At 36.8% G+C, this 14,089-nt stretch carries 12 protein-coding genes; 3 read left to right on the forward strand and 9 right to left on the reverse strand.

Annotated elements, in window-relative coordinates:
• Window positions 1–8: 8 nt before the first annotated feature.
• From ACQCPR_RS16880 to ACQCPR_RS16890, 3 genes are read right to left on the reverse strand one after another with little or no spacing between them, the layout of a single operon-like run.
• Window positions 9–1,097, reverse strand: a complete 1,089-nt coding sequence (locus ACQCPR_RS16880) for an ABC transporter ATP-binding protein (protein WP_427137627.1) — start codon at window positions 1,095–1,097, stop codon at window positions 9–11.
• Window positions 1,060–2,820 (reverse strand): ABC transporter permease, encoded by a 1,761-nt coding sequence (locus tag ACQCPR_RS16885; protein WP_427137628.1) that lies wholly within the window; start codon window positions 2,818–2,820, stop codon window positions 1,060–1,062. Before ACQCPR_RS16885 ends, ACQCPR_RS16880 begins: the two co-directional genes overlap by 38 nt.
• A 39-nt stretch (window positions 2,821–2,859) precedes the next feature.
• Window positions 2,860–3,936, reverse strand: a complete 1,077-nt coding sequence (locus tag ACQCPR_RS16890; RefSeq protein ID WP_427137629.1) for an extracellular solute-binding protein — start codon at window positions 3,934–3,936, stop codon at window positions 2,860–2,862.
• A 157-nt stretch (window positions 3,937–4,093) separates the two neighbouring features.
• On the opposite strand from ACQCPR_RS16890, the gene ACQCPR_RS16895 reads away from it, so the two are divergent.
• Window positions 4,094–5,002, forward strand: a complete 909-nt coding sequence (locus ACQCPR_RS16895; protein WP_427137630.1) for a LysR substrate-binding domain-containing protein — start codon at window positions 4,094–4,096, stop codon at window positions 5,000–5,002.
• 224 nt (window positions 5,003–5,226) lie between these two features.
• Here ACQCPR_RS16895 and ACQCPR_RS16900 read toward each other — a convergent pair whose 3' ends face one another.
• The gene (locus ACQCPR_RS16900; RefSeq protein WP_090568804.1) at window positions 5,227–5,931 is read right to left on the reverse strand and encodes a DUF421 domain-containing protein; all 705 of its coding nucleotides are present in this window, start codon (window positions 5,929–5,931) and stop codon (window positions 5,227–5,229) included.
• Window positions 5,932–6,369: 438 nt separating this feature from the next.
• Between ACQCPR_RS16900 and ACQCPR_RS16905 the strand changes: the two genes are divergently transcribed.
• Complete coding sequence (locus tag ACQCPR_RS16905) at window positions 6,370–6,783, forward strand: pyrimidine dimer DNA glycosylase/endonuclease V (RefSeq protein ID WP_427137631.1); 414 nt, start codon at window positions 6,370–6,372, stop codon at window positions 6,781–6,783.
• Between the two features lie 101 nt (window positions 6,784–6,884).
• Here the strand turns inward: ACQCPR_RS16905 and gltS are convergent, their stop codons facing one another.
• Both gltS and hutG read right to left on the reverse strand, forming a co-directional pair.
• Window positions 6,885–8,078, reverse strand: a complete 1,194-nt coding sequence (gltS, locus tag ACQCPR_RS16910) for a sodium/glutamate symporter (protein WP_090568799.1) — start codon at window positions 8,076–8,078, stop codon at window positions 6,885–6,887.
• The gene (gene hutG / locus ACQCPR_RS16915) at window positions 8,062–9,045 is read right to left on the reverse strand and encodes a formimidoylglutamase (RefSeq protein ID WP_090568796.1); all 984 of its coding nucleotides are present in this window, start codon (window positions 9,043–9,045) and stop codon (window positions 8,062–8,064) included. Before hutG ends, gltS begins: the two co-directional genes overlap by 17 nt.
• 119 nt (window positions 9,046–9,164) lie before the next feature.
• Between hutG and ACQCPR_RS16920 the strand changes: the two genes are divergently transcribed.
• Window positions 9,165–10,058 carry a LysR family transcriptional regulator gene (locus ACQCPR_RS16920; protein ID WP_090568793.1) on the forward strand — a complete coding sequence of 298 codons (894 nt, stop codon included), beginning with the start codon at window positions 9,165–9,167 and terminating at the stop codon, window positions 10,056–10,058.
• A 123-nt stretch (window positions 10,059–10,181) separates the two neighbouring features.
• On the opposite strand, the gene splB is transcribed toward ACQCPR_RS16920, so the two are convergent.
• The 3 genes from splB to ACQCPR_RS16935 form a co-directional block, all read right to left on the reverse strand.
• Window positions 10,182–11,210, reverse strand: coding sequence for a spore photoproduct lyase (gene splB, locus ACQCPR_RS16925; RefSeq protein ID WP_427137632.1), 1,029 nt, complete (start codon window positions 11,208–11,210; stop codon window positions 10,182–10,184).
• 915 nt (window positions 11,211–12,125) lie between these two features.
• Complete coding sequence (locus ACQCPR_RS16930) at window positions 12,126–12,857, reverse strand: MBL fold metallo-hydrolase (RefSeq protein ID WP_427137633.1); 732 nt, start codon at window positions 12,855–12,857, stop codon at window positions 12,126–12,128.
• 38 nt (window positions 12,858–12,895) lie between these two features.
• Entirely contained in the window at window positions 12,896–14,056 is a 1,161-nt protein-coding gene (locus ACQCPR_RS16935; RefSeq protein ID WP_427137634.1) for a TerD family protein, read from the reverse strand.
• Window positions 14,057–14,089: the final 33 nt, after the last annotated feature.

The raw sequence follows: 14,089 nt of genomic DNA on the forward strand, positions 1-14,089 counted from the left end.
ACATCCACCTACTTTCCTGAATTTACTAGAAAAGGAGTAGCTGCCTGTTCTGGTTGTTTATATAAAAATGTATCGCTTGGATCGAAGGACACCATTACATCCCTATCAACTTCTATTGACACATCATGGAGTACAGTTAAACGACCGCCTGCTGTTTCCAACATAATACGCCATCGATGTCCTTCAAAAATAGAATGTGTCACACGTCCATTTAAAGTATTCTGTTGTGAATCTATTTGTTGTTCTTCTAATTTCAACGCTTCTGGATCCATTACTACAATGACATCCTCATTCACCGTAAGTGTGCCGATTCCATGCAGGATGGATGCACCAATTCTTACTGTATTGTTATTTATAGCTACTGCTTGCAGACGGTTATTCATCCCGAGCAAGCCAGCTACCCATAAAGATGCTGGGGCTTGCCGCACTTCCATAGGTGTACCAAATTGTTCTATTTTACCATCCCGAAGCATTAAAATACGGTCCGCCAAAGCATACGCTTCTACTGGATCATGCGTGACGTGTAGAGCTGTAGTACCAAGCTTTCGCAATAAATAAGATAATTCATTACGCATTTCAAAACGTAGCTGCATATCTAAATTAGACAATGGTTCATCGAGTAGTAACAACTCAGGCTTTGTTGATAATGCTCGTGCAATTGCTACACGCTGCTGCTGACCACCAGAAAGTTCGCTAGGATAGCGATGTTCCAGTCCGTTTAATTGAAGTAGATTAAATAAAAATTTTTGGTTCTCTGATTGTTCCTGCTTGTTCACCTTTCGAACCTTTGAGCCATAAAAAATATTTTGACGAACAGTCATATGAGGCCATAATGCATAATCCTGAAAAACCATATTAATACCGCGTTTTTCAGGGGGTAATGTGAAATGTGACGAAGAAATAACCTCACCGTTTAGGGTGATTTCCCCTTCGTCTAATGATTGTAATCCCGCGACAATTTGTAAAAGAGTAGACTTACCGCATCCAGATGGGCCTAAGATACTGACGATTTCTCCTGGTTGGACAGCAAAACTGACCTTGTCGACCGCATGAAATTGATTAAATTTCTTTGATACATTTTGAATCTGTAACGACATGTTTTTTCTCCTTTTTTATTGCTCGTAGCATAAGGCTAAACCCTTTTTCAACGAACCATTTAAATGCCATCATAATAACAATGATCAGTGTGCCACTCGTAATGGTTGCAGCTGTTGCAAATCCATAATTTAAATCTTCAAATGCTTTATTAATCGCTACTGGTAATGTAACAAAATTTGGCGGATATAAAATTGATGTAATTGCCAAATCAAAAATACTCGTGCCGAATGCTGTTAAGCCTGCAGTGAGCAAGGAAGCACGCATCAATGGCAACAGTATTGTTCGAATCCGATAATATAATGATGCTCCTTGAACTGAAGCAGAAGCCAATAAACTGGAAGGGATTTTCGTCATGGAACTAATCATAAGTCGAGCAGCAATTGGAATAGCCCCTGCTATGCTAGCTAGAACTAATATGGCGGGTGTCCCGTATAAATGTAGATGGATGCTTTCTAAAAATGGTTGATTCCAAATGAAAATATAGCCAATTCCTAGTACTACTCCAGGTACAGCAAGTGATATAACCGAAAGTGAGTCGATCATTGCGCGGTATTTGAAGTCGGTAAATATTAATACATACCCAATACAAACACCAACAACAAGACCAATCATACCTGCAAAAGCCGCAATAACTATGGAGTTTTTTAGGCCTATAAAAATCGTAGAATCTATGTTAAGTAGCTCCGTATAATGTCGCCACGTAAAATTACTTAGCGACACACCTTCTCCAAGCTTATCCATAAATGAAACCAGTAAGCTACTGCCAATTGGTATACCAAGTGCTACTACTAAAAAAAGACTATTAATAACGTCATAGAACCAGCTATTTTTTGTTTGTAACGGCTCTTTTCGAATTGCACGTCCAGTGATGAATGAAAAATCACCTTTTCGAAGAATAAATAATTGAAATAGCATAACTATAACAATTATTGCCACTAAGTAAAAAGATAAAATCCCTGCCATATCAAAGCGAATCGGTGCAGTGTATAAGGAGGTATAAATGGAATAAGAAAGAGTTGGAAAACTATAGACAGCAGCAAGAGAAGCTGGCAAACCAAAGTCTCCTATAGTATCCATGAATATAAGTGCAGCACCAGATAATAATGCTGGAATCATTAATGGGATTTGCACTGTTCGTAATGCATGCCAGCCAGAAGCCCCATTTAGACGTGCTGCCTCATTATATTGTGAAACATTCCACTCTAGTGCAGCAGTTACAGCTAAATAAGCAAATGGAAATTTACAAAGAGTCATTATGAATATGAGACCTATTGGTTGAAACACTAAATCAGTTACCCACTCCATTCCAAATACGTGAGCTGCGATACCTTTACCACTTGAAAACAAAACCCACCCCTGCGCCATGATAAAAGATGGTAATATCAATAATGCCCACGCAGTAAAATCAAGCGCAAATCTCGTTTTAAATGCTCTCGATGTACGCATTATTGCTAATGCTGTACCGAGTATAGTACCTAAAACAGCGGTGCCTGTCGCTAACATAAGAGAATTCGTCAGTGATTTACTCCACAGTTTCCTTTCGAAAATCTCAAATACAAGCCCGAAGCCTGCAAAATCAAGCTTCCCAAAAAAAATACCAGGTAAAAATATTTGGATGAGAACTGCTAAAAGTGGAAGTAAAATTAAGATAAATAATATAAGGACAACACCCCACCCCAGCATGGCTGGAGCAGTGTGCTTATTTTGAAAGAAATTACGCATATGCAATTGTACCTTCTTTATTTAAGATTTCCATAAGCTTTATTGAACAGATTGGTCGGCGAACCATTCTTTAATTTCTGCTTCATTTTTGGCAGCATTAGCTGGATCAGCTATAAATAATGGTGCTTCCTGATGACGATTTTCTGGGCTCGCAACTTCTTTCACCGGCGATGTAAAGTAACCTTCTGTACCAGCTGAAATCATTTCTTCCTGTGTTTCTTTTTCTAATAGGAAGGAAATAAATGCTTTCGCTACTTCTTCTTGGTCAGTCTCTTTACTAATAGCTGCATAACGTACAGAAGCTGGTGCTCCCTCTTTTGGCCATACGATTTCAATTGGCTCACCGTCTTGTTTCATTTTGTAAGCATTAGATTCTTGAAGCGCTGCTATTTTTAAATCTCCACTTAATAATGCCTCAACAACGTTCGGATTTTTTGGATATACTTTTGTACCGTTATCAAATAACTTTGTGAAGAATTCCTTCCCGCCATCCATTCCTAAATCTTCAAAAAACCAAGCGACGAATGGATATGCAGGTGCTGCTACTGCAGGATCTGCCATACCTACAACACCTTTATACTTAGAGTTTGTTAAGTCCTCCCATGTTTTAGGAGCATCCTCAGCGGATATTTCGTTGGTATTGTAGACGATGACACTTGCTGCATGTGCGCCTGTTGGGTAAAATGCTTTCGATGACGGTACAAGTGATTCTCCAAATTCATTTAAGTTTGTTTCATTTTCTAACGATATATCTTCTAGTAAAATACCATCCTCTTCCCATCTGGCAAAAGAGCCTTGACCATCTATCCACACAACATCCCAATTTGGATTAGATTTTTCTGCCTCAATGCGTGATTGTACTTCTGCACCATTACCACTAACTAGTTCAATATCGTAGCCAGATGCTTCTTCAAATAAAGGCTCGATTAATTCATCAAAGTCATTTAAATACACTACAAGTGGTTCTGTTTGTTTTGTTTGACCTTCTTCCATGACTTCTGTTGACTCCGGAGCTTCTGCACTTGCTTCTTCAGCAGTTTTACTCTCTTCATCTGACGAACATCCTGCTAACATTAACGCTGCTAATCCAGATAATAACCAATAATGTTTTTTCATTCCTCTACCTCTTTTCAATTTTTGTTACCCTTAGAGTAACGGAAGGCGATTAATAGAATATGTAGGGAATGTAAATGATTTATTAAATAATACTGAATTATATTGATATAGTCATAGATTTTATCTATATTAAACAAAGAAAGTAGGTGGCTTGGTGATGAATTTACAACAGTTAAACGTATTCGTCTTAACAGTGCAAACCGGAAAGCTAAGTACTGTTGCGGAGTTATTAAAAATAAAACAACCGACTGTAACTTTCCATTTAAAAGGGTTGCAGGATAAGTTAGGTGTGGAGTTATTTGAACAGCCTCAGTTGAAACGTTGGATTCTAACCGATGCCGGGGAAGCATTTTATCATTATGCTCATCAAATAATCCAGCTTTCTGAACAGGCTGAACAAGTAATGAATGACTATAAAAATAATAACCGAGGTAAATTACAGCTTGGCGCCAGTCAAACGACAGCATCTTATATTTTGCCGCCGTATTTAGCACAATTTCAAAAAGAGCATAATCGTATGTATATTTCGTTAGTCGTACATAAAGCACCTACTATTTTAGAAGAGGTTAAAAACTATAAATTGGACCTCGGCGTTATTGCTTATGGAAAGCTATACGATCCCGAGTTAACAATCATCCCAATCATGGAAGATGAACTTGTTCTCATCATGCATAAAGATCATCCGTTGCGAATCAAAAAGAATATAAAGCCATTTGAGTTATCCCAGTACGCTTTCATCTTGCATGAAAAGCAGGCAGTAAGTCACACATTAGCAGAAAAGTGGATGCTCGAAAACGGCATCCGACTCAATATCATCATGGAAATCGGTTCAATTCAAACGATTAAAGAAGCAGTAGAGCTCAACATTGGTGTCGCTATCCTTCCGAAGTTAAGTGTAGAAAAAGAAATAAAAGAAGGTCGATTCTTTTCCCAACCTTTACCTAACTATGTAAACGAGCGATATATCTATTTAATCTACCGAAAAAATAAGCATTTTAGTCCGATGATGGAAGATTTCCTAAAATTCCTAAAGGAGTCTTTTCCAGAGGTTGTCCCTGTACAGTAAAAGGTACTAGGTTCTCATTAAGCTTGGACACTAGTCTTAATTGTTTTAGTACTTGGTTTCCGAAATTTGTTTTTTTGCGTTTATGGCACCACAGTTTACTAAACGTTTTGCCTAAATCCCAACTTCTGGCACAATGGCGTGAATTGAATTTTCTCCCTGTGTAGCAAACAAATTACAAAGGCTTAAACATTCATGAATGTTTCTTACACAGGGTCCAATTCAATTTACTTATATAAAAAAACCTTCAAATTTTCTTTCTTATCTATTGTAGCAAGCAGAACGTTTGTTATATCGGTCTGATATTGAATTTTTAAGTTAGATACTACCCATTCCACGTCCTTATTAATTTGTTTTAACTCCTTAGATTCTAGTTTACCCTCTTTTATTATTAGCTTTGGTAAATCAAAAGGTTCTGTTACCATCTGATAGTTTGCAGGGGTTATTGGATTATATTGTGGATTCAAAAATACAGAAATTTTCCCGTCAGCCTCCCAAATAGCTAATGCCACTTTCTTTACGTCCTCTACCTTTTCCTCCCGAAGCTCCTCTAGTAAAACATCAATAGAGATTCTCGCCTTTTTTAACCCTTTATATATAATCTCACCATCCCTCACAAGATCGATTGGAGGAGGCGTTACTAGTCTTCTAAACCATGGCCATTTAAGTATTAGAAAGATCCCACCCAGATATAAGGTGACCAATACAGTTGTTGTAGTAACAGACCCTTTTAGCCCTAGATTCTCATCAGATAATGGATGGGCAATTATATTTCCAATGACTAATGCTATCACAAAATCTAAAAGCCTTAACTGAGAGATGGCACGCTGGCCTAAGGCTTTAGCAACAATGATTAAAAAGACAAATGCAACAACCGCTCGAAGAACCCATTCAATAGTAGTTAACGTTTCCTGACTTTGAAAAAAATCCATGTGACACATCCTTTTCTTACAGAAGCTACTACTTAGTCTGTGCGGATGCCATTCTATTAATCATAATTAGGGGATAAATTTAAAGATAGGAACTTAATTCTCCTTTAGCTATGTTTTTTTATGGAATAAAACAATGGATAAAGGAAGAGCAAATCGAAGAATTAGACAAGGTATGTTCCCTCAAAATGCTATAGGTAGTATTCAGTAGATGAAAAAAGAAAGAAGCAATATCCAATTTTTACAATGAAGAACATACAATCACGGTTTTAAATAATCATTATGAACTGATAATAAAATAACCACTATTATTGTTGTCATTTTATTGTAATAGGGAAATTAAAGTGTTTCATCGATTTCAATCAATACTGGAAGGTTTTATGAACATAAAAGTGAAAGTATTTTGTTATCATTACAATAGATTGAACAGGAGGTGATTTTTTGCGTTTATGGCACCACAGTTTACTAAACGTTTTGCCGAAATCCCAACTGTTGGCACAGTGGCGTGAATTGAATAGTATTTTTGCAAAGGAAGACCGTCATATTTTGATTAACTATATTTACGATTATCCGAAAGATGATTTGTTTACTTATACGCAACTTGTTTTGCATGAAATGCGTTCACGCAATATTAATATTCGCACGATAGATAAAATGGAGCGTTACTTTGGAGATGGAGCTTTTGAGGTAATAACGAATCCATTCATGCACCATCATAACGAAGAATATTTCGAGATATGCTATTTCAATCTAAAAGAAAAATTTATGCGCGGACAGAAGGATTTTGATGCGGAGCGCTATGAAGCTTTAAGGAAGACTTATGAATTTTTGTCCCTGTGTAGCAAACAAACATGAAAGTTTAAACATTCACGTTTATTTAAACTTTCATGAATGATTATTGCCCAGGGTGCAAACTATCCCCTGTTCAGCAATCCGAGCAGGGGATAGTTTATCTTTTATTGGAATAAGTTAATTGTCGTAATAATAATAGGCATTGCAAACACATCTATGAGGAATGCTCCAACAATTGGTACGACTAGATATGCTTTTTTCGATGGGCCGAATCTTTCGGTTACAGCAGCCATATTCGCCATTGCATTAGGCGTTGCACCTAAGCCATGTCCCGTGAATCCTGCTACCATTACAGCAGCATCGTAATCTTTTCCTAATAGACGGAACAAAACAAAGATACCGAAAAGAACAATGAATATAACCTGGACAATGACGATTGCGATTAAAGGAAGCGCCAAATCCGCTATTTCCCATAGTTTAATGCTCATTAGTGCCATGGATAAGAAGATACCTAAAGAAATGTCACCTACTAAACCGATACTTTTCATATCTACGGTTTTAGGATTAACCTTATCTACAATATTTCTCACGATAACTGCTACAAACATAGCCCCAACGTATCCTGGAAGAACAAATCCTGTTGCTGAGGAGAACAAGCCTCCTAAGTATGTACCAAGTGCCATACAGAAAGTGATTAGCAGTAGTTGTGTGAAAAATGTATTCGTTTTGATTGCTTTATTATTTTCCTCAAGATCAACCTGTGGTGTATCATCATCCGTTTCCGTTGATTTCAGATCATACTTTGTAACAAGATATTTAACAATTGGCCCTCCAATAAGTCCCCCTGCAACGAGACCAAACGTAGCAGCTGCTACACCGATAGAAAGTGCCGAATTAATGCCCAAGTCTTCAACAGTTTGTCCAAATGCAGTTGCTGCACCGTGTCCACCTTCCATTGAAACTGCTCCAGCCATCATTCCTATTAAAGGGTGAAGGTCAAACAAATATGCCATAGACACACCAATTGTGTTTTGTGCAAGCGCTAAAAATCCACAAGCTAGCCAGTAAATAACTAGTAACTTTCCACCTAATTTAACGAGTTTAAAACTTGCGCCTAAGCCAACTGTAGTAAAAAAGGTCAGCATAAACAATCCTTGTAAAGATGTATCCAAAGTAACTTCAAACAAACCAAACGATTTGGCTATTGTAGCGAGGAATGCAAATAGTAATCCACCTACAACTGGAGCGGGTATACAGAACTTATTTAAAAATCCAACCTTCTTTACTAGGTATGTACCTAGTACCAAAAGTGCTATGGAAAGAAAGATTGTTGTAATTTGGTCAAGAGCTAGTGTCATTCTTTCTTCCTCCTAAAAATGATGTAATTGCTTCATTTGTTAAATATGCTCCAAGTTTTACAGTTCGATTATTTTCATCCATGGTCGGATTTACTTCGGAAATATCAAAAGACAACACCTTATCATGGGAAGTTACTGCCTTGATAATCGCACGAACAATAGTCGGATCCAAACCAAACGGTGATGGAGCGCTTACACCAGGTGCAAATGCAGCGTTTAGTACATCTGTACATAATGTCAGCATAATATAGTCATGTTTTTGGATGAACTTCTCTAAAGCTGTATTTACTTGTTCAAACTGTCCACGATGCATTTCCTCTTCATAAATATAGGTAACATCTAATTCATCTGCCTTGTCAAATAGCTCTTGTGTATTCCCGTATCGTTGGATACCAAGAACGAAATAATTACTATTTTCATCTTGTTCAAGTATTTGTCTGAACATCGTCCCCGAAGAAGTCTGTACATCGTATGGCCGTAAGTCAAAGTGTGCATCAATATTGATAATCCCTAATTTTGCATCTTCTCCAATATGATTTCGAACACCGAGATAATGTCCGTAAGCGGTTTCATGACCGCCGCCAAGAATAATCGGGATCATTTTTTTATTTAGAACTTCGTTAACTACTTCCCCAAGTTGTTTTTGGGATTTTTCTAAGTCATTTCCAATACACTCAATTGTCCCTATATCTGCAAGACGTTTTTCTTTAGAAAGTTTCCAGGGTAGCTTTGCCAATTCTGACCGTAATGCGTTAGGTGCTTTTGCAGCTCCTAGTTGACCTTTATTTCTACGGACACCCTCTTCACTTTCAAAGCCGATAATTACACAAGTTTCGTTTAAGGATTCAAGCTTTTCTATTTGTTCCAATTCAACAATTTGGTGATACCGGAAACTTGTTCTATTCTCAAGATGATCGGTCCGACCTAACCAAATATCCTCTTTTACTTTTTTTAGCAAACCATTCATCCTTTCTGAAATTTATGAATTTATATTTTCATCAATTATAAATCAACACATTTATTAGTTCTAATATATAATTACTATAGATATATAGTTTATAACTATAAATGATAGGAGTGATATTTATGGATTTAAAACAGCTTACGTATTTTGTGACGATTGTCGACTATAAGAGCTTTTCTAAAGCAGCACAAAAACTGCATATATCTCAACCATCCCTTAGTAATGCCATAAAAAGTTTAGAAAGTGATTTAGGCTTTCAAATTCTTGATCGTAATACGAGAAGCATTGAGTTAACTGAGGCAGGAGCTATTTTATATAGTAAAGCAGTTCAACTTTTATTAGAGATGGACAGGGTAAAAAAAGAAATGGATGAAGTAAAGCATATAGGAAGTGGGGAAATACAACTTGGAATGATTGAGTCAGTAAAGCATTGGATTCCAAAGGTGATTCTTCAATACAATGATGATTTTCCCAATATGCGCATAAAATTAACCGAAGTTCTAAGTGGTGATAATGTAAAAAAATCGTTACGAAACTACAAGACTCACGCCATCATAACAAATCAATTTATTCAAGAGAACGATATCGAAACCATTCCTTTATATAATGAAAAACTTGTATTAGTACTCCATGAAAGCAATTCGTTAACGAATAATTCATCAGTAACATTAAAAGACCTTGTAGGAGAGCCGTTCATTATTAGTAGTGAAGGTTTCCAAACAAGAGAAGATGTGTTGAATGCTTTTGAAATGGAAGATATAATCCCTACCATCAAGTACGAGATTGAACGCTTTGAAACAGCTTTAAGTCTGGTACGAGAAGGTATCGGAATAACGCTAATTCCAGAAAACTATCTTCAAGCCCTCCCAGATAATACACTTGTAAAAAAATCTATCAATTCACCTGCACTGGAAAGAACTGTCTATTTAACATATTTAAAAAACCGCTACGTATCACCTGCTATTCATACGTTTATAAATAAGACAAAGCAGTATTTTAATGTGCTCCCTGTGTAGCAAACAAACATGAAAGTTCAAACACTCGTGTTTGTTTGAACTAACACGAATGTTTCTTACACAGGGACAACAAAAAAAGCGTAAAGCCTCTGTTCCCAGAAGCCTTACGCTTTTTATGATTGCTCAAGTAAAATACTCTAACTTCGCATTCGGAAAGTACTTTTCCATATAGCCGTATAGACGAGATTTTATTTCATCCTCTTCGTCCTTTTGATAAATATACTTACCAATTCCATACTTACCCCATTTGTAGCGTCTTTCATCTTCATTTAACTCCAATTTTGACTTTGGATAATTCTTTTCAATCACTCTTTTCGCGGGCTTTGTAAACCGATGTTGAATGAATTCAAATGTAATATCATCTCTTGCATCTTTTGGCAATTCTTCATCAAGCCGTTCAAACATGTTGCGGTAGCCATCCTCCCAACCTTCGTGAAGGTAAATGGGAGCAACGATGAAGCCAAGCGGATAGCCAGCTCTTGCCACTTTCCCTGCTGCCTCAATTCTTTTATCCAAAGGAGATGTGCCCGGCTCGAAATTTTTAATGACATAGTCAGCATTTATGCTAAAACGGAATCGGGTATTCCCATTATGCTTGGCATCTAATAAATGATCGACAAAATGGAATTTCGTCACAAAACGTAATCTACCCAATTCTGTTTGACCAATATGTTCAATTGCTTTTTTTAATGAATGCGTTAAATGATCAATCCCTACAATATCGGATGTACACGCAGCTTCAAACCGAGTAATCTCAGGTGCTCGTTCTTCGATGTAGCGATCCGCCGCTTCGAAAATCTCCTCCACGTTTACGTAAGTTCGAATATACGGTTTGCTGCCCATCGTCGTTTGTAAATAACAATAATGACAATGTCCCATACACCCTGTCGCAAGCGGGATTGCATATTCTGCCGAAGGCTTGGACGTATCAAATTTTAACGTTTTTCGAATACCAACGACTAAGGTGGATTTTGCGATACGATATTTTTGAGCATCCGTTTCCCCCGGTAAATCTCGAATTTGATTGTGCGACGTCGTAAAGCGTGTTTCAATTCCCATCTTCTCAAACTTTTCCTTCAGTTCTTTTCCAAGCGGATAATCTAGTGCATTGGGTTCAAAATAAACAAGCTGTGGTGTGAAAGGTTTGTTCATACTGCTAAATTACCTAATCCATAATTATTATACATTCGATCACCTTTCTCCTTTTTTTATAGCTTGTCTTAAAAGTGAGAAATTATGAAAGTTGTGTTTGTCCCTGTGTTTGTCCCTGTGTAGCAAACAAACACGAAAGTTTAGATATTCACGTTTGTTCAAACTAACTCGAATGTTTCTCGCGAAGGATCAAAAAATCCAGAAAGGAAACATTACTTATTGTTTCTTTCCTGGATAGTTTATTTAATATGATCTTCGATATAATACAGAACGTTCCTTTTCTTAAGTGATAATAAAGACACAATTGCATAGTAGAGTGGGCGGTTGGTCACTTCCTTTTAGGAGGTGACCAATCGACCACCTACGAAGCAATCAGCTTGTTAATACAGCTAAGTGCTGTAATTTTAGCAGCTTTTTCAATCGTTGTGACATTGATTATTTTCTTCGCTAAAAAAAAACCGTCCCTCAGCAAAGGTTTGACGGTTATTTTCTGCCAAAGGACCAACCGCTCTTTCTGCGGTTAGCAGTTGTAGGGGTGGTTATTAGCGTCTCCAGTCTTTTTATATTATGAATCTAAGTTCATTGTTTACAGAAACTTTTTTGTATTAAACAAATACGTAAGTTATACAGTGAAAGCAACAATAATGATTGTCTAGACCATCGCTTGAAAAAGAATCTTATGACAACATCTACTAGAGAAAATGCAATACTTTATCAATCCTTACCACTATTCTTATATGACAATGTTAGGTATTAAAAGACTGACCCAGTGGAAGACAAAAAAGATAAATTACTACTCGCGATTTCTAAATTTCTATTGTTTCTACACTAAGCTTCGTATCAACACTATTTAGGTATGATAAAGTTAAAGCGGATTGAAAAAAATGACTCTAAAAGCATACATTCTATTAGCTTTTATAATTCTATTAACATTCCTGACTCTGCTAACTTAATATGTTGATTTCCTTGGTTTTTCGCACTTACTAATAAATCGTCTAAATCACCGTAGTGTGGAAGATGTGTTAATAACACTCTTTTTGCTTTTGATTGATATGCTAGCATTCCTGCATCTCTAGAATTCATATGTCCTGAACCTTCTCCGTCCATTCCTTCATATAAACTACATTCCGTAATAAGTAAATCACTATTGGCTGCAAATGAAATTAAATTTGACATAAAGCTAGTATCTGATGTGAATACAATGCTTTTGTTGTCACATACAATTTTTATGCTATACGTCTCTACTGGATGAATATTCCGCATAAATGTACAGGTGAATGGCCCAATGTCTAACTGATTCGTTTCGTTAAATGAAATAAACCTGGAATAAGCAACATCCTCCACCTGCTTTTGAATCCCTTCGTCTTCTGGTCCATAAACATATAATTCTTCTGCTACTCTACCTAACTGGGTATTCACCAGTCTTGAGAATAAATACGCCCCAATATCACTGTAATGATCATAATGATAATGAGTTAGAATGACATGATTTATATCATTCAAATCTATATAATTTTGTAATTCCGGTAAGACTCCACTACCACAATCAATTAATAACGAAAACTCTTCGTGCTGAATTAAATACCCCGAACAAGGACCATTCTTTTTCGGGAATCCTCCCCACATACCAATCACTCTACACTCCATAGGTTTTAGCCTCTTTCCATGAATCTCTAGGATAATCATTATTTAAACTCTATTACTCCACGATCCATTTCAAACAAACCATCAACATATAGCTCTGGTGAACGTTCAGAACCAGATTTTGAATACCTTTCAACATGGCTGACATTAATATTGTCAGCGTCTGTAAAATCAATATGCGCAATCGCTACCCAGTAGGCTAGGCGATTCTTCTCATATAATGGGCTAGTGATCCGTTGACCCAATTGGTTATCTACGACAGCTTGCGCCTTCATACTTTTAAAACTTCCGATGCCATTGCTAATTGCACTATAAGCAGCAAACAATACATATTTCAATTTGGAAGGATCATGAATAACAATAGTTTCTTTCCCTGCTGCTCGACTATCACCATCAAGCGTAATAAAAGGCTCACGATTAGCATTCCCCATTGAACGATAGTACACTTTTCCAGTTTCACCATTTTTCAATACATAAAAGCAATATAAATCTAAATCTTTTTTAGGATTTGCCCACTCCAAAGTCGCAATAATTTTATTGGACTTTGCGATCGATATGGATTCCTTTTTCTTAAGATTTATATTCATCTTCTCTAGGTTTGGCTTTTGTTTAATCGGTGCTTCCGCAGGAGGAGGAAGCGGTATATCATTCTGTACACTACCTGCGCTTTCTTCAATCTCTAATCCGTAATTTAAGCATAATGCCTCCAATCCTCCATTAAATCCACTACCGATCACATTAAATTTCCACTGCCCTTGATGCCTATACAGCTCACCAACAACTATCGCTGTCTCCTGTTGTAGGTCCTCACCAAACGAATAAGTGTATAAAATATTTCCAGTTATAGCATCTCGTATAAGAAGTTCTATTCCTTCCACTTCCTGAAAACGCAAATTTTGTGCGTCCCCTTCATGAATAGTCAAAGCAATAGCAATTTTTTCAATTGAATCTGGCACTGTATTTAATTGAATAGTAATCGAACCATCTAAGGCTGTTTGTTTTGCATATGAAACTGATTTATCTGGACTTTGTGGCTGCCCATAAAAGATAAAATGTTCATCTTGTGCACAACGATTCCCTGCTTGCAGTAAAAAGGATGAAATATCTAACTCCATTTGTTTTTTCGGTGTCGACCATCGTACAAAGCATTCCAGCTGTGTTATATTTTCTAATTTAACCTTCTGTCCGCGTTTTATTTGCATGAAAACACTCCTTGGGATTAGTACCTATATTAT

The sequence above is a fragment of the Psychrobacillus psychrodurans genome (assembly GCF_050209195.1).
Taxonomy (GTDB): domain Bacteria; phylum Bacillota; class Bacilli; order Bacillales_A; family Planococcaceae; genus Psychrobacillus; species Psychrobacillus psychrodurans.

Coding starts and splice junctions, on each gene's coding strand:
- ACQCPR_RS16880 (WP_427137627.1), bottom strand. CDS start 1,097: ATGTCGTTACAGATTCAAAATGTATCAAAGAAATTTAATCAATTTCAT.
- ACQCPR_RS16885 (WP_427137628.1), bottom strand. CDS start 2,820: ATGCGTAATTTCTTTCAAAATAAGCACACTGCTCCAGCCATGCTGGGG.
- ACQCPR_RS16890 (WP_427137629.1), bottom strand. CDS start 3,936: ATGAAAAAACATTATTGGTTATTATCTGGATTAGCAGCGTTAATGTTA.
- ACQCPR_RS16895 (WP_427137630.1), top strand. CDS start 4,094: ATGAATTTACAACAGTTAAACGTATTCGTCTTAACAGTGCAAACCGGA.
- ACQCPR_RS16900 (WP_090568804.1), bottom strand. CDS start 5,931: ATGGATTTTTTTCAAAGTCAGGAAACGTTAACTACTATTGAATGGGTT.
- gltS (WP_090568799.1), bottom strand. CDS start 8,078: ATGACACTAGCTCTTGACCAAATTACAACAATCTTTCTTTCCATAGCA.
- hutG (WP_090568796.1), bottom strand. CDS start 9,045: ATGAATGGTTTGCTAAAAAAAGTAAAAGAGGATATTTGGTTAGGTCGG.
- ACQCPR_RS16920 (WP_090568793.1), top strand. CDS start 9,165: ATGGATTTAAAACAGCTTACGTATTTTGTGACGATTGTCGACTATAAG.
- splB (WP_427137632.1), bottom strand. CDS start 11,210: ATGAACAAACCTTTCACACCACAGCTTGTTTATTTTGAACCCAATGCA.
- ACQCPR_RS16930 (WP_427137633.1), bottom strand. CDS start 12,857: ATGGAGTGTAGAGTGATTGGTATGTGGGGAGGATTCCCGAAAAAGAAT.
- ACQCPR_RS16935 (WP_427137634.1), bottom strand. CDS start 14,056: ATGCAAATAAAACGCGGACAGAAGGTTAAATTAGAAAATATAACACAG.